The organism is Oricola sp. (assembly GCF_965230365.1).
Lineage (GTDB): Bacteria > Pseudomonadota > Alphaproteobacteria > Rhizobiales > Rhizobiaceae > Oricola.
In genome coordinates this window covers 3496058-3512339 of record NZ_OZ246003.1, presented here as the reverse complement: position 1 = coordinate 3512339, position 16282 = coordinate 3496058, and the positions used below count along the sequence as shown (strand labels likewise).

14 protein-coding genes are annotated in these 16282 nt (G+C 61.6%); 11 read left to right on the top strand and 3 right to left on the bottom strand.

The features are described from left to right. Positions 1 to 121: 121 nt before the first annotated feature. A complete protein-coding gene (gene ppdK / locus ACO06R_RS17010) occupies positions 122 to 2785 on the top strand; it encodes a pyruvate, phosphate dikinase (RefSeq protein WP_421852748.1) in 2664 nt (887 codons plus the stop codon). A gap of 8 nt (positions 2786 to 2793) precedes the next feature. Here ppdK and ACO06R_RS17005 read toward each other — a convergent pair whose 3' ends face one another. After that, positions 2794 to 3207, bottom strand: a complete 414-nt coding sequence (locus ACO06R_RS17005) for a hypothetical protein (protein WP_421852745.1) — start codon at positions 3205 to 3207, stop codon at positions 2794 to 2796. A 148-nt stretch (positions 3208 to 3355) separates the two neighbouring features. Between ACO06R_RS17005 and ACO06R_RS17000 the strand changes: the two genes are divergently transcribed. Next, complete coding sequence (locus ACO06R_RS17000) at positions 3356 to 4156, top strand: DUF1499 domain-containing protein (protein WP_421852742.1); 801 nt, start codon at positions 3356 to 3358, stop codon at positions 4154 to 4156. Positions 4157 to 4168: 12 nt separating this feature from the next. Here ACO06R_RS17000 and ACO06R_RS16995 read toward each other — a convergent pair whose 3' ends face one another. Next, the gene (locus ACO06R_RS16995; RefSeq protein ID WP_421852739.1) at positions 4169 to 5077 is read right to left on the bottom strand and encodes an MBL fold metallo-hydrolase; all 909 of its coding nucleotides are present in this window, start codon (positions 5075 to 5077) and stop codon (positions 4169 to 4171) included. A gap of 130 nt (positions 5078 to 5207) precedes the next feature. Here ACO06R_RS16995 and ACO06R_RS16990 point away from each other — a divergent pair, with 130 nt between their 5' ends. Next, complete coding sequence (locus tag ACO06R_RS16990) at positions 5208 to 5810, top strand: biotin transporter BioY (protein WP_421852736.1); 603 nt, start codon at positions 5208 to 5210, stop codon at positions 5808 to 5810. Positions 5811 to 5821: 11 nt separating this feature from the next. Here ACO06R_RS16990 and ACO06R_RS16985 read toward each other — a convergent pair whose 3' ends face one another. Then, entirely contained in the window at positions 5822 to 6583 is a 762-nt protein-coding gene (locus ACO06R_RS16985) for a LuxR C-terminal-related transcriptional regulator (RefSeq protein ID WP_421852733.1), read from the bottom strand. Positions 6584 to 6861: 278 nt separating this feature from the next. Between ACO06R_RS16985 and puuE the strand changes: the two genes are divergently transcribed. The 8 genes from puuE to ACO06R_RS16945 all read left to right on the top strand — a co-directional run bounded on the left by puuE (position 6862) and on the right by ACO06R_RS16945 (position 16243). Then, positions 6862 to 7776 (top strand): allantoinase PuuE, encoded by a 915-nt coding sequence (puuE, locus tag ACO06R_RS16980; protein ID WP_421852730.1) that lies wholly within the window; start codon positions 6862 to 6864, stop codon positions 7774 to 7776. A gap of 5 nt (positions 7777 to 7781) precedes the next feature. Next, positions 7782 to 8306, top strand: a complete 525-nt coding sequence (locus tag ACO06R_RS16975) for an ureidoglycolate lyase (protein WP_421852727.1) — start codon at positions 7782 to 7784, stop codon at positions 8304 to 8306. Position 8307: 1 nt separating this feature from the next. Beyond that, a complete protein-coding gene (gene xdhA, locus ACO06R_RS16970; RefSeq protein ID WP_421852724.1) occupies positions 8308 to 9723 on the top strand; it encodes a xanthine dehydrogenase small subunit in 1416 nt (471 codons plus the stop codon). Continuing rightward, positions 9720 to 12047 (top strand): xanthine dehydrogenase molybdopterin binding subunit, encoded by a 2328-nt coding sequence (gene xdhB / locus ACO06R_RS16965; RefSeq protein ID WP_421852721.1) that lies wholly within the window; start codon positions 9720 to 9722, stop codon positions 12045 to 12047. The genes xdhA and xdhB overlap by 4 nt, the downstream gene beginning before the upstream one ends. After that, positions 12047 to 12559: a 2-oxo-4-hydroxy-4-carboxy-5-ureidoimidazoline decarboxylase gene (gene uraD / locus ACO06R_RS16960; protein ID WP_421852718.1), complete on the top strand. Its 513-nt coding sequence runs from the start codon at positions 12047 to 12049 to the stop codon at positions 12557 to 12559. The genes xdhB and uraD overlap by 1 nt, the downstream gene beginning before the upstream one ends. Positions 12560 to 12620: 61 nt before the next feature. Next, the gene (gene uraH, locus ACO06R_RS16955) at positions 12621 to 12920 is read left to right on the top strand and encodes a hydroxyisourate hydrolase (RefSeq protein ID WP_421859477.1); all 300 of its coding nucleotides are present in this window, start codon (positions 12621 to 12623) and stop codon (positions 12918 to 12920) included. A 147-nt stretch (positions 12921 to 13067) separates the two neighbouring features. Beyond that, positions 13068 to 14891, top strand: coding sequence for a type I secretion system permease/ATPase (locus ACO06R_RS16950; RefSeq protein WP_421852715.1), 1824 nt, complete (start codon positions 13068 to 13070; stop codon positions 14889 to 14891). Further along, complete coding sequence (locus ACO06R_RS16945; protein WP_421852712.1) at positions 14888 to 16243, top strand: HlyD family type I secretion periplasmic adaptor subunit; 1356 nt, start codon at positions 14888 to 14890, stop codon at positions 16241 to 16243. Before ACO06R_RS16950 ends, ACO06R_RS16945 begins: the two co-directional genes overlap by 4 nt. Positions 16244 to 16282 lie beyond the last annotated feature (39 nt).

The window sequence follows — 16282 nt, the reverse complement described above, 5'->3', positions numbered from 1 at the left end:
CTTTTTGCTGCGCTGCGGCGAAAAGACCACGGTCGGTGACGTAATTCGCGCTTTTGCTTCGTCACGTTTATGCAAGACTGCGCGCGGCGACGGGCGGTCGGGAGGAATTGGCGGGCGCCGAATGACACATTGGGTTTACAGTTTTTCGGTGGGCAAGGCCGAAGGGAGCGCCCGCGAACGCGATGTTCTCGGCGGCAAAGGCGCAAGTCTGGCGGAGATGGCGCGTCTTGGCATGCCGGTCCCGCCGGGATTCACGATCAGCACCGAGGTCTGCCGGTATTTCTATGCCAATGCACACGCGCTGCCCGAAGGTCTAGACCGGCAGGTCGATGCGGCGCTGTCGCAGTTGGAGCAGCTTCTGGAGCAGAAGTTGGGCGACGGCGAACGTCCAATGCTGGTCTCCGTTCGATCCGGTGCGCGCGAATCCATGCCGGGCATGCTGGACACGGTCCTCAATCTCGGGATGAACGACGATACCGCGGCCGCAATCGCCAAGGCGACGGGCAACGCGGTGTTCGCCTATGACAGTTACCGCCGCTTCATCCAGATGTATGGCAGCGTTGTCATGGATATTGATGCGTCGTTGTTCGAAGACGAGATCGCGTTGGTCAAGGCCAATGCCGGTGTCGCCCGCGACGGCGATCTCGGCGAAGATGACTGGAAGGCGGTCATCGAGCGCTTCAAACGGCTCGTTCGAACCGAGCTCGACGAGGATTTTCCCGAAGAGCCGCGGGTCCAATTGTGGGGCGCGATCCGCGCTGTGCTGAAAAGCTGGATGAACCCGCGCGCGGTGACGTTCCGGGCGCTGCACCGAATTCCGGAGGAGTGGGGCACCGCCGTCACGGTCCAGTCTATGGTGTTTGGAAACATGGGCGAGGGATCGGCCACCGGGGTTGCCTTCACGCGCGATCCGACCACGGGCGAAGATCGGCTCTATGGCGAGTTTCTTCCCAATGCGCAGGGTGAAGATGTTGTCGGCGGTGCGCGCACGCCGCATCCGCTGACCCGAACCGAGCAGACGACGACCGATATCGCGCCGATGGACATCGCCATGCCGGTCACCTACCAGGAGTTGCGCACGGTCGCCAAGCGCCTGGAAGACCACTACCGCGAGATGCAGGACATTGAGTTTACGGTGGAAGCCGGCAAGCTGTGGCTGCTGCAGTCGCGCCCCGGCAAGCGCACACCGCGCGCCGCCATTCGCATCGCCGTCGAAATGGCCGAGAAGGGCGTGATTTCCAAGCCGGAGGCACTCAAGCGCATCGATCCGGCGTCCCTCGAGCAATTGCTGCACCCGATGGTCGCGCCCGACATCGAACGGATAGTGATCGGCCGCGGTCTGCCGGCTTCGCCTGGTGCTGCGACCGGCGAGATCGTGTTTACCTCCGAGGCCGCCGAAAAAGCGCTGACTGATGGCCGCAAAGCGATCCTCGTGCGTCCCGAAACCAGTCCGGAAGACATTCACGGGATGCACGCGTCGCAGGGCATCCTGACGACGCATGGTGGCACGACGAGCCATGCCGCCGTGGTTGCCCGCGGTATGGGAAAGCCCTGCATCTCGGGCGCCGGCACGATCCGTATCGACATGGAGGCCGGGCTCCTGATTACCGGCGGCAAGAAGCTGAAGGCCGGCGATGTCATCACCATCGACGGCACCTCCGGTGAGGTCCTGCTTGGCGAGTTGCCGACCGTACAGCCGGAGCTGTCCGGCGATTTTGCGACGCTGATGCAATGGGCCGACGAGATCCGGCGCATGAAGGTGCGCACGAACGCTGAATCCGCCGAGGAAGCCGAAACGGCGCTTGAATTCGGCGCCGAAGGCATCGGGCTGTGCCGCACGGAGCGCATGTTCTACGATGACGATCGCATCAGGGCTGTGCGCAACTTCATTCTTGCAGCCGACGATGCCGAACGCCAATCCGCGCTGGAGCAACTGCGCGAGATGCAAAAGGCCGACTTCCTGCAGCTCTTTGAGATCATGGGTGGGTTGCCGGTCACGATCAGGCTATTCGACCCGCCGCTGCATGAATTCCTGCCGCGCACGGTCCCGGAGATGCACGATCTCGCCGCTGCAATGAACATCGATGTCGAGCGAGTTCGCCGCAAGGTCGAGGACTTGCACGAGATCAATCCGATGCTCGGCAATCGCGGCGTGCGGCTTGCGATCTGCTTTCCCGAGCTGATCGACATGCAGACCCTGGCGATTTTCGAAGCCGTTATGGAAGCGGGCGAGATCACCGGTGAAGCGGTAGTGCCCGAGATCATGGTGCCGCTGGTCGCCTATGAGCGCGAACTGAAATACATCAAGGACCGCATCGACGTCATCGCCGCCTCGGTGGTGAATCAATGGGGCAGGTCTTTCACCTATCTTGTTGGAACCATGATAGAATTGCCGCGCGCGGCGATACGCGCCGACCTGATTGCCGAGAGTTCGGAGTTTTTCTCTTTCGGGACCAACGACCTGACCCAGTCGACTTTCGGGATCTCGCGCGACGATGCAGCGGTCTATCTCAACGAGTATCTCCGCAAGGGTGTGATTGACCGCGATCCGTTCCTGACGATCGACGTGGAGGGGGTCGGTGAGTTCGTTCACATGGCCTGTGAACGCGGCAAGCGCACCAGACCCGACATCACGCTGGGAATCTGTGGCGAGCATGGTGGCGATCCCGCGTCGATCGCATTCTGCGAATCTGCGGGTCTGCACTATGTCTCATGCTCGCCTTATCGTGTTCCGGTGGCGCGGCTCGCTGCCGCCCAAGCGACCTTGGCCGCCAGCGAGATGTGAACCGGCGGTCAGGCCGCGAGATCACCGAGCTGCAAAAACACATCCATAAAGGCATTTGCGAAGCTGGCGATTTCGCTGGGCATGTCATCCTGCCGGACGATTTCGATGTCATCGCCGCCGTCATTGAGTACTGCGAAAATCACCGAGCCGTCCGTGATGTTGGAGAGAACGGCGATTTTCTGGCCGGGGATCCGGTCGAAGGCGGGCAACTGGAACAGGAACTCGAAGTCGGTGATCGCGCAGGCATCGCACAGGCAATGCTCAAAGCCCGCGTGCCGCAAAGTGTCGCGGTCGATAGCGAAATCGATCTCGAGAATTCCAAGGTCCGCAAGTCTTTCGACTGCCATGTCCTCCAGCTCGATGGGTGACTGGCTGCAGATCGTTTCGACTGCTGTGGTGGTCTCCAATTGGGCCGACGCCATACTACGCTACTCCTATTCGTGCCCAGCCCTTCCCGGCGTCTCAAAATCAGTACGGCAGTTTGTCAGCAATAGGGCGCAAAGCGGGCGCAAATTGGGTTGTTTCGTGATTGGCTTTGCCCCGGCGGCCGTTTCGCGCTAACGCCGTGTTATGGCCAAACGCTATCGCAATTCGCTCATCCTGCGCCCGCTGCCGCCACGTCCGCGATCGGCGCTCGCCGCGTGGGCGGTCAGAGTTGCGCTGTTCGTACCGGTATTCGCTGTCATATCGTTGCTGGCATACCGGTCAGGTTCCGTCGACGAGGCGGTGCTGCGGGCGCTTGTCTGGATCGTGCTTGCGGTTGCGCTTCTCGGCATTGTGCTGGTCGTCGGCGCGTTGCGCAGCCTCTGGGTCTACGGCACCCGCGGCGGGCGCCAGACGATATTCGCGATCCTGCTGCTGATTCCGACCTTGACGCCGTATGCAGCTGCGGCATTCCTGGCGGCGGCGATGCCGCATCAAAGCGATGTATCCACGGATTTGGTCAACCCACCGATGTTTCGCAGCGAAATCGAAAGCGAAAACGTCAACCGGCCCGCCCTGGTTGCCGCCACACTGGGCGACGGCTACGCGTCGCTAACCGGCAGGCGGTACCGCGCGGCACCTGACGCGATCGAGGCAACGGTGCTTGCCGTTGCCGACACCAGCGGATGGAGGCTCGAAACACGGCGGGGGCGGGCAAGCGCGGACGATGAACTGTTCTTCCAGTTCGAAAATCGAATTCCCGTGCTTGGGCTTCCGGCGCAGATGGTGCTGCGCATCACTGATGAAGGCGACAGCAGCTTTGTCGACCTTCGCGGCCGGGTACTACATGTCTCTCACGATTTGGGATGGAATGCCCGGGTCATCGAACGCTACCTGCAAACACTCGATTACGAACTGGTGGCGATCGCCGACGTCGAACCGATCTGACGCGGACGGTGGCTACGCCGGTTCGTATATGCCGTCGATGGCGGCCGGACCGTCGGTTCGCACCAGTGCGCGAGACACCAGATCTTCCATGTGGGCCAGGACAGACAGGCCGGCCGCACCGTGCAGACGCGGATCGGTGTCGCGGTAAATCTCGGTCACGATATCCGCGATGGTGCGGTCACCTTTTGCGATGCGGTCGAGTATCGCCCGCTCGCGCATCTTGCGGTGAGCGCGAAGTCCACGCAGGAACTTGCCGGCCTTCGCGACCGGACCTCCGTGTCCTGGCAGGTATAGCTGCTCGTCACGTTCCAGCAATCGCTCGAGCGAAGTCATGTACTCGGCCATTGCGCCGTCAGGGGGCGCGACGATTGACGTTGCCCAGGCCATGACGTGGTCGGCCGAAAACAGGATGCCGGTATTCCGGAGTGCGAATGCCATGTGATTGGCAGTGTGGCCGGGGGTCGCCACAGCCTCGATGGCCCATTCGCCAGTATCGACAACCTCGCCGTCGGCGAGCCTGAGGTCAGGCTGGAACGCGGTGTCGGACGAAGCGTCGAGCGGGTTGATTTCGCCGATGTTGAGCGGGCGCGCGGCGCGATGCGGCCCTTCGGCCGCGACAACAGCGCCAGTTGCCGCCTTGAGACGCGCCGCCAGCGGCGAGTGGTCGGCATGGGTGTGGCTGACAAGGATGTGGCTGACCGGGCGTCCGCCGATGGCATCGAGCAACGCACGCAGATGTGCATCGTCGTCAGGACCTGGATCGATGACTGCGAGCGTTTCGCGTCCGACAATGTAGCTGTTCGTGCCATGAAAGGTGAATGGTCCGGGATTGTTGACGGTGACGCGCAGGACATCGTCGGCGACCGGCACCGCCGAACCATGCGCCGGTTCGAACTGTCGCTCAAATTCGAGGTCGTTCATTCCTGCACCTTTCTCATCGGATCGCTGGACTGTCCGCGGGCATCGATCCGCCGTGTCTTGCTGATTAACAGTTCGCCCGATATAGGCAAGGGAACGACTTTTCGCATCCGAACAACCAACGGGATCCAAAATGGCGCTTTCGACCACTTCGCAATCGCTGATCAACCGGGCTCTTCCGCAGGAACGCCTTCTGCGCTTCGCAACGATGGCCTTCCTTGTCCTCGCAGGATCGGCGTTGATCGCCATCGCCGGTCAGGTCAAAGTACCGATGTGGCCGGTTCCGACCACTTTGCAGACGCTCGCGATCTTCACAATCGCCGCGGCCTATGGCCGTAACCTCGCTATCGCCACGCTGCTCGCGTATCTTGCCGAAGGCGCGATGGGATTACCGGTGTTCACCAATGGCGGCGGCCTGGGCTATTTTGCGGCCAGCGCGACGACAGGCTATCTCGTTGGCTTCGTCATCGCCGCCGCGATTACCGGTTGGGCGGCCGATCATGGTTTCTCCAGGAAGCCGTTCGCACTTTTCGGCTTCAACCTTGCCGGCACAACGATCATTATTCTGATCGGCGCGCTTTGGATCGCTTTCCATCCGGCTTACGGTGTGGAGAAGGCATGGATCTGGGGTGTCGGGCCGTTCATGATCTCGGATGTCATCAAAGCCGCGTTGGCGGCCGCGCTGGTCCCCGCCATCTGGAGCCTCTTCGCGCGCCGGTCGAAGGGTTCGGCGTAAGCGAACCGCTTCTAGGCAGAACTGCGTTTCTGATTGAGCCACCCATGCCTGATCGCCTCGGCGACGGCATGGGTCTTGTTCTTTGCGCGCGTCTTAACCGTGGCATTTGCGATGTGATAGTTCACCGTGTGGACCGCCATATCAAGAGCTGCGGCTACCTCACGCGCGGAGAGACCGGTGGCTGACAGTCTCAGACAGTCCGTCTCCCTTGGGGTCAACGGGTTTTTTTCTGCGGATACCTCTTCGCCGAGCGTAAACTGAAGCTTGTTGAAAGCATGCATTGACAGATAGGCGATTTCCGCCATTTCTGCGTGGTCCGGCAGCGGGCGATTTCCGCCATACAAGATACGTGCTTCGGTATCATGCGGACCCTTTACGGGGACGCAAGTGAAGCTGTCGATCCCGCTGTCGACGATATATTTTAGCGCTTCTGTCTCGCCGGGAGTGTCGCCAAGATATTCCGAAATGCTGCCTGCAAGCGGTAGCGCGCCGTCTTGCAAGCGCTGAAAGAAGCGTGATTCCCCGAAAAGGTCATTCTCGATGCAGAAGTTCAGAACAGGGTTCGGAAAATTCGTCAGAACATAACTGCGGCTTTCATTCCTGACCCCTGCGCCATTCCCAGTAATCACGATGAAGTGGGGGAGTCCTATTGCCGCGCTGAAAAGTTTGAAAATCTTAAATATATCGTGAGCGGTTATCGATTCCCTGACTGACTTTAGGGAACCTTCTAAGGAAATACTCGTAGCGGGATTGTAAAATTCATTTGTTTTCATCAATTCGCCCGCTATTTATATTGTGGATATTGGTTGCCGAGACGCTCTTATGCTAACAAAAACTGATTATGAAATTGATAACCATCATTTTTGCGGTGTGAATAGCGGAAGAAGCTAATAATTGCCCGAGATTATTACCTGCGCGGTTACCTCTGCGGAATCTGAACGCCATATTCGCGCAGGCAGCCCGGGCGCGCGTTTTTTTTCCGCTTGTGCCATGTCGGTCGGGCTTGCAGCGGGCGAACAAGCCGTGCCAGTTTTCGCCTATGTATGCACGTATGAACTACCCCCGCGATCTGATGGGATATGGCCGCGATGCGCCGGACCCCCAGTGGCCAGACGGGTCGAAGATCGCTGTCCAGTTTGTCGTCAATTACGAGGAGGGCGGCGAAAGCTGCATTCTCGACGGTGACCCTGCTTCCGAGAAGCTGCTTTCAGAGATAGTGGGCGCCGATGCCTGGCCTGGCGAGCGCAATCTCAACATGGAGTCGCTCTATGAGTATGGCTCGCGCGCCGGTTTCTGGCGCCTTTGGCGCATGTTTACCGAACGCGCCATGCCCGTCACCGTTTATGGCGTCACCGTCGCCATGGCGCGCAATCCCGACGCGGTGGCCGCGATGCGCGAGGCTGATTGGGAAATTGCCAGCCACGGCCTGCGCTGGCTCGACTATCATGATTTCGACGAGGCAACGGAGCGGGCGCACATTCAAGAGGCCGTCCGCTTGCACACCGAGGTGGCGGGCGAGCGGCCGCTCGGGATTTATCAAGGCAAGCCGTCAGTCAACACGCTGCGGATCGTGATGGAGGAGGGTGGGTTCGTCTACTCCGCCGACTCCTATGCCGATGAACTGCCATATTATGTCGACGGCCCGAAAGGGCCGCACCTGATCGTGCCTTATACGCTCGACGTGAACGACATGCGCTTTGCGACGCCGCAGGGTTTCAACAGCGGTGACCAGTTCTATGCCTACCTCAAGGACAGTTTCGACGTACTTCTGGCCGAGGGCAGGGCCGGCGCGCCCAAGATGCTGTCTGTCGGGCTTCACTGCCGGCTTGTCGGACGTCCGGGGCGCGCCGCTGCATTGGCGCGGTTCCTGGACTATGTGGGCACCTTTGAGGATGCGTGGGTCACGCGCCGCATCGACATCGCCCGCCACTGGTGGCAGGTGTATCCGCCGCAGACCTCCGGGTGACGGACATGGACGTTACGGCATTACCGGTCGAACCGTTGACGAGGCAGGCATTCGCGCCGTTTGGCGACGTGGTCGAGACCGCAGGCGCAGAGCTGCGCGTGATCAATGGTGGAACTACACAGCGGTTTCACGACCTTGCAGAGATCGATGTCGGCGCGTCCGGCGGGAGGGCGATCATCAGTGTCTTTCGCGGCCAACCATTCGATCTGCCGATCGAGATTGCGATGATGGAGCGCCATCCGCTCGGCAGCCAGTTGTTCTTTCCGGTGTCGTCGCGACCCTTTCTCGCGGTCGTCTCCCTCGATGATGGCGGCAAACCCGCACCGCCGCGCGCATTCCTCTGTCCGCCGGGTATCGGCGTCAACTATGCGAGGAATGTCTGGCATCATCCGCTGCTTGCATTGCAGGCGGCAAGCGACTTTATTGTGGTCGACCGTGACGGTCCCGGGATCAATCTCGAGGAAAAAGAATTTTCAAACGCCCGCTACAGGATTGAGGAAGCGGACCTGCGTCATAAGACCCCGGAGTAACATGACTGAACATGACCAGCCGGCTGCGGCTATTCGATTTGTGCTCAATGGCGAGACGGTGGAGCACGCCGTCCGGCCGGATACGACCGTTCTCGACCTGGTCCGGCTGCAAGCCGGTTTGAAGGGAACCAAGGAAGGTTGCGCGGAAGGCGATTGCGGCGCATGCACCGTGCTCCTGCGTCGCGGCGACGGGCCACGGCTTGCCGCCAATGCCTGTATCATGACCGCAGCCCAGATCGACGGAGCCGAGCTGACGACAATCGAGGGCCTGGGCGACGCGGGCAACCCGACTGCATTGCAGGCGGCGATGGCAGAAAACGGCTCCTCGCAGTGCGGATTCTGCACACCGGGCATTGTCATGGCGCTGACGGGGCTGCTTGACCGCGAAGACGACCCGCCCGAAGACGCGGTTCATGACGCACTGGCCGGCAATCTGTGCCGCTGCACCGGCTACCGGCCGATCGTCGAGGCGGCTGCCAGAGCCGCGGCAATCGACAGGCCTGTACGCCCTAAGCCCGACTTGCCGGATCGCAGCAATACGGTTGAGTTCGGCGGATCGGTTCTGCATCAGCCGGCGACGCTGGAAGAGATGCTGTCACTTCGCGCCGAGCATCCGGATGCTGTCATCCTCGCGGGCGGAACCGATCTCGGCGTTGCCCGCGCCGACTATGAGGGTGATTGGGATCGCATCCTTTCCACCGCCCATGTCGAGGAAATGCGCGCTGTCTGCGTGGACGCTGACCACTTCACTTTCGGGGCGGCCGCCACCTGGGAAGAGGTTCTTTCCGCCGTAGCGGACGATTATCCCAGCCTGGCGACGCTGATCCGGCGTTTCGGGTCAACGCAGATCCGCTCGATGGGAACGATCGGCGGCAATATCGGTACCGCGAGCCCGATCGGCGACGGACCGCCCGCCCTGATCGCTCTCGGCGCTTCGATTACGCTGGCATCCCGCGTCGGCGGCGCCCGGACCCTGCCGTTGGAGGACTTCTTTCTCGATTACCGCAAGACCGCACTGCGGCCCGACGAGGTGATTGTGTCTGTCGATGTGCCAAGGGCTGCGCCGGACTGCGCATTTCGGGTCTACAAGCTCTCCAAACGATACGATCAGGATATCTCGACGGTTTGCGGCGCCTTCTGGCTACGCCTCGACGGTCGGGCGATCGCCGATTGCCGCCTGGCATATGGCGGCATGGCCGCGATTCCCAAACGCGCGACAACTTCCGAGAACAGGTTGCGGGGCGCCGGCCTCTCGCCGGAAACCATGCAGGCGGCGGCAGAGGTGCTCAAGGAAGACTTCACGCCCTTGTCGGATTGGCGCGGCAGCGCCGGTTACCGCATGACGACGGCCGCCGCGCTGCTGGCCCGCCTTGAGCGCGACCTGAGTGGCGAAACCGTGGAGGTGATGGCGCTATGAGCATCGATGTGAAATCGGTTCAGCGCACCACGGTCGGCAAGGGCTTGGCGCATGACAGCGCGCTAAAGCATGTGACCGGCGAGGCGAGCTATATCGACGACATGCCGGAACTGCCGGGAACGCTTCACGCCGCGCTGGTCATGTCGCCGGTGGCATGCGGAAGGCTGCGGTCGGTCGATCCGGTTGCGGCACTCGCGATGCCCGGCGTCGCTGCATTCGTTGCCGCTGCGGATATTCCCGGCGCAAACGAAATCGGCCCGATCATGCCTGGCGAACCGCTGTTTGCGGCCGATGTGGTTGATTACCTTGGTCAGCCGGTCGGCGCGGTCGCCGCAGAAGACCTTGAAACCGCAACCAAGGCGGCGCGCGCCGTTGGGCTTCAGATCGAAGAAACAAACCCGGTCCTCGATGTCGAGGAAGCGCATAGCGCCGGTCAATATGTGATCCCCGAACAGGTGGTTGCGGTTGGCGATTGCGCTGCCGGGCTGGCGCAGGCTCCGCGCCTGATCGAAGGCCGCCTCGATATCGGTGGTCAGGATCATTTTTATCTCGAAACCCATATCGCCTACGCCGTACCCGGTGAGGACGGCGATATGACGATCCACTCATCCACCCAGCATCCGAGCGAAGTTCAGCACCATGTTGCTCACGTGCTCGGCGGCTACGCCGCGGGAATCGACGTGTTTGTACGTCGCATGGGTGGTGGTTTTGGTGGCAAGGAAAGCCAGCCGACGATCATCGCGGCCGCTGCCGCCTTGCTGGCACGGAAATCCGGCCGGCCGGTGAAGCTTCGCCTCAAGCGCTCGGTCGACATGCATGCGACGGGCAAGCGCCATGACATGGTCGCGAGCTGGAAGGCCGGTGTCACCGAAGAAGGTCGGATCGAGGCGCTCGACATCGAGTATCTCGCCCGCGCCGGCAATACACCCGATCTCACTGGTCCGGTGATCACCCGCACGCTGACGCACAGCGACAACTCATACTTCATTCCGGCCGCGCGCTTTGTCGGCCACGCTTGCAAGACGAACACCGTATCCAACACCGCCTTCCGCGGTTTCGGCGGTCCGCAGGGGATCGTCGCGATAGAAACGATCGTCGACCAGATCGCGCGCGAGTTGCAACTCGACCCGAACCGTGTGCGTGCGATCAATTATTACGGACCGCAGACCGGCGAGGAGACGCCCTACGGCCAGCCGGTCGAGCAGAACCGTCTTGTCGAGGTGACGGAAACCGTCTTGGCAACGTCGCAATGGGCGCGGCGGCGTGCCGAAATTGACGCGCACAACGCCTCTGATCCCGTGCTGCGGCGCGGTCTTGCGATGATGCCGGTCAAGTTCGGCATCTCGTTCAACCTGACCGCGCTCAATCAGGCGGGCGCGCTCGTTCACGTCTACCAGGACGGGTCGATCCATCTCAATCATGGCGGCACCGAGATGGGGCAGGGGCTGTTCATGAAGGTCGCGCAGGTGGTGGCCGAGGTGTTCCAGGTCGATATCTCGACTGTCAAGATCACGGCTACCGCGACCGGCAAGGTACCGAATACAAGCGCAACGGCGGCGTCGACCGGCTCCGATATCAACGGCATGGCGGCCTTCAACGCCGCCAATGCCATCAAGGGGCGCATGACGCACATTGCGGCGGATCATTTCGACGTGTCCGCCGATGAGATCGTTTTTCGCGAGGGGCGGGTACACGCCGGCAATCGCTCGGTGAGTTTCGGCGAACTGGCGAAGCTTTCGTGGGCGGCCCGTGTCCAGCTCTCCGAGGCGGGCTACTACGCCACGCCAAAGATCCATTGGGACGTGAAGACCCTGAAGGGCAGGCCGTTCTTCTATTACACCTATGGCGCGGCGGTGGCCGAAGTGGCGGTCGACACGCTGACCGGCGAAAGCCGCTGCCTGCGCGCCGATTTGCTGCAGGACTGCGGCGCATCGCTCAATCCGGCGATCGATCTGGGCCAGATCGAAGGTGCTTTCGTTCAGGGCATGGGCTGGCTGACCTGCGAGGAATTGTGGTGGGACAAGCGTGGACAGCTGCGTACCGTCGGCCCGTCGACCTACAAGATCCCTGGCTCGCGCGACGTGCCGCGCGAGTTCAACGTCGCCATCCTGGAAAATGCACCAAACGCAGAAGAAACAGTCTTCCGGTCCAAGGCGGTCGGCGAACCGCCGCTGATGCTGGCGGTTTCCGTCTGGCTCGCGATCAGGGATGCGATTGCGTCCTGCGGTCGGCCGGGCTTGTCGCCCGACCTGCGTGCGCCGGCAACGCCGGAGAACATCCTCGCCGCCATCCTCGACATCCGTTCCAGGAGCGCGGAAAGCTGATGAATATCTCGCTGAGCGATCTTAATTCGTGCCCGGCCTCGGTGTTCGTCGACCATCTGGGCGGGATCTTCGAGCATTCGCCTTGGGTCGCGGAGGCGGTCGTCGGACAACGCCCTTTCGCTTCGGTGGAAGCTTTGCATGGCGCGATGGTCGCCGCGATCGATGCGGCCGGTGACGAGCCGCAACTGGCGCTGATCCGCGCCCATCCCGATCTTGCCGGTAAGGCCGCGCTGGCCGGCGAATTGACCCGTGAATCGACTTCAGAGCAGAGCGGAGCGGGTCTCGACCGGCTGACGGCCGGCGAATATGCCCGTTTTCACGAACTGAACGATGCCTACAAAGAGCGCTTCGATATTCCATTCATTCTTGCCGTGCGCGGGCATGACAAGCATTCGATCCTGAAGGCATTCGAGACGAGATTGGCCAACATCCCGCAGGCAGAAAAGACCGAAGCACTGGCGCAGATTGCCAGGATCGGCAGCTTCCGCCTCAACGATCTGATTGGAGACTGACTTGGCCGCGAAACTCTCAACCCACGTGCTCGATACGGCCAATGGTTGTCCGGCCGTTGGCATGCGCCTGACCCTCTCCAAGGTCTCAGATGACGGCGAACTGACGACGGTCAAGAACGCGGTCACCAACAGCGACGGCCGAACCGACGAACCGCTGCTTGGCGCGGATGAAATAGCAACTGGAACCTACGAAATCCGCTTTGAGGTAGCGCCTTATTTCGCCGCCCGTGGGGATACGCCCGACGGCGTCCCATTTCTCGGCGTTGTGCCGGTCAGGTTCGCAATAGCCGACGCGTCAGCGGGTTACCATGTGCCGCTGCTCGTATCGCCCTGGAGCTATTCGACCTATCGCGGAAGCTAAGACTTGGCGCGGCTGCATATCTGAAACGCCGAAGCGCGTTTCATCGGTGGGATATTGGGAATCCGGCCGGATTCGCTCATTAACGTAATTACAGGCGGTTTGTGCGTATGTTGCCCGCAATCTGAGATGATTGTTCGGGGAATAGGAATGCTGCCCGGCAAGGCGAAGTTTCGACGGGCCATACTGCAGATCGGCGTGTTCTCGCTGTGCGTGAACGTGCTGTTGCTGACCACGCCCTTGTTTCTGCTTCAGGTCTATGACCGCGTGCTGCCGTCATCGAGCGCCGACACGCTTGTCTATCTGTCCGCATTCGCTGTTGGCGCACTGCTGCTTCTCGGTATCCTCGAAATGGTGCGGATGGTTGTTGCCGGTCGGGTCGCGGCCGGATTCGATGTCGAAAACAGCCAACGCGCCATGCAGGCGGCGATGCTGTCGCAGCGGGCCGGCCTTGGGGACATCCAGCCGATGCGCGATCTTGCGTCAGTGCGGGCGTTTATCGGATCGCGGAGCGTCTTTGCGCTTTTCGATCTGCCCTTCGCGCCTCTGTTCATCGCCTTGCTCTGGGTTGTGCATCCCTACCTGTTCTGGCTGACCGCAGCCGGTGCCGTTGCGATGACGGTGATTGCCATTCTCAACCAGATGATGACGGCTGGCGGCAACCGTGCGGCATCCAACCTCTTCCTCACGGAATCGGTTGTTGCGCAATCGTTCGTGCGTAGTTCGGAAACACTGCGGTCGATGGGCATGATCGACAATGCGCTGGGGGAATGGGCGCGTTCGCATGTTCCCGCGCTCACCGCCACCGACGCGATCGCGCGCACCAACGCGATATTCACCGGCATTTCCCGTTTTCTGAGGATGGGCCTGCAGATAGCGGTACTCGGCGTTGGCGCATGGCTGGTTCTGGACGGCCAGATGACGGCAAGCATGATATTTGCCGCGTCGCTGATCTCGGGCCGGGGATTGCAGCCGATGGATCAAGTTATCGGTGGTTGGCGCCAGTTCGTCGAAGTTCGCGCTGCCTGGAAGCGTTTCTCCGATGCGACCGGGCAGCTGCCGCGCGACCGCGGGTACACCGACATGCCGGAACCGATCGGTGACATCGCTTGCGAGGACATCGTCTACTTCCCGCCTCAATCCCGGCGCGGCGCCGATCCTGTCATCAAGCGCATATCATTCGAAATCCCCGCTGGCAGCGTCGTTGCGTTGATCGGCTCGAGTGGCGCCGGAAAGTCGACACTGGCCAGGCTCCTGGTCGGCGCGGTCGATCCCAGTGGGGGGGTGGTGCGCATCGATGGAACCGACATCCGCAATTGGGATCCGGTTCGGCTCGGGCGCCATATCGGCTACTTGCCCCAGGACGTCGACATACCGCCAGCGTCGATCGCCAAGAACATTGCGCGTTTCGATCCTTCGGCAAGTGCGTCCGACATCATCGACGCGGCCGAGCGCGCCTGCGTGCATTCCTTGATTCAGACCATGCCGCATGGCTACGACACGTTGATCGGACCCGGCGGGATGACGCTTTCCGGCGGTCAACGCCAGCGGATCGGCCTTGCCCGCGCCTTCTACGGCACCCCACGTCTGATCGTGCTCGATGAGCCGAATTCCAATCTGGACGGGGAAGGCGAAGCGGCGCTGGAGGCGGCGATCGACAATGCCCGCGCCACCGGAGCGACAGTCGTGATCATCACACAGCGTATGTCGATCATCGGCAAGGTCGACAGCATCCTCTTGCTGCGCGAGGGGATGATTGAGGATTTCGGGCCGCGCGACGCGGTGCTTGCCCGCCACAGGGTGAGCGCCGATCCGGCGGCGGGCCGGGGTCCTGCTGACAAGTCAGCGATCAAGCTCGTGCGGTCGAATGCCGGTGGCGGTGCAGCAGCCGACAGCGGCACGCGCGAGGAAAGATCGCCATTCGCCGCGTTCGGTCCGGGCATGAAGCCGCGTTCGGGTGGAGAGACAGCATGACGGATGTTACCGCCTTCGTTCCCGTAGAACCGGCTTCGCCTCAGGCTGGCGATTGGGCCGGCGAGGTGAAGACTGGTACCGGCAGCGTGCTCTTTGTCGGCTATGCGGCGCTCTTCGTCTTTGCCGTGATTTTCGGTGTCTGGGCGTCGACCGCACCATTGTCGGGAGCGGCTATCGCTGACGGTGTGGTTGCTGCCGCAGGCCGCAACCAGGTCGTGCAGCATCTGGAAGGCGGCATCATCAAGGCGCTCCACGTCGAGGAGGGTGATCGCGTTCGGCGAGGCGATGCGATGTTCGAGATCGACGCGACCCAGGCGCGTGCGACTGTCGAGTCGCTATCTGCGCGCTGGGTATATCTTAAAGCCCGGCAGTTTCGTTTGGAGGCACAGCGCGACCGTGCAGCCGAGACTGTGTTCAATGCGCCGTTTGCAGCCGAGGCGGAGCGCCTGGGACTGACCGCGGCGCTCAGCGACCAGCGCGCGGAATATGCCGCGCGGCTTTCGCGCTACACCTCGGAGGTCGCGATCCTCACCAAACGCGCCGATGCTTCGCAAAAAGCGATTGTCGGGTACCGCAGCCAACTGGAGGCGCTGCAAGCGCAACTGGCTGTCGTAGACGACGAGACCGAGCGCAAGAAACGGCTGCTCGACCAAGGCTTGACCAATCGCTCCGAGTACACCGCCTTGCTGCGAACACAGGCGGAGCTGGTGGGGCAAATCGGCGCCATGACCGCGCAGATTGAACAGACACGATTGGCGATCGCCCAGGCCGAGGAGCAACTCGTCCGGCAGGATACGGAGTGGGTCGAAACTGCTCTTGGAGAACTGAATGAGGTGACTGCTGCTGTCGGCGACCTGGAAGGGCAACTCGAAAGCGCCCGCGACGTATTGGATCGGGTGACGGTGCGCGCACCGTCCGACGGAATCATCATAGCGGTCCACAAAAACACGATCGGATCGGTCGTACGCCCTGGCGATGAACTCGCCGATCTTCTGCCGACAAGCTCCGACCTGATCATCGAGGCGCGCCTGAAGCCATCGGATATCGATGCAGTACGGGTCGGCCAGACCGCAGATATGCGCTTTGTCGCGCTCAATTCGCGCGTCACGCCCCAGGTGCCGGGAGAAATCGCGTTCATTTCGCCCGACCGTCTCGTCGACCAATCGACGCAACAACCTTACTACATGGCGCGATTGCGGATCACCGAGGAGCTTCCCGCCAACCTGGATCGTGAGCAGATCTATCCCGGCATGCCGGTTGAGGTATATGTTTCCACCGGAGAACGGACGTTCTTGGAGTACCTCGTCAAACCCTTGACCGACTCCTTCAGCCGCGCATTTCGCGAGGAATAGTCTCGAACGCCGGTCAACGGCCCGCATTGACCGGAACAT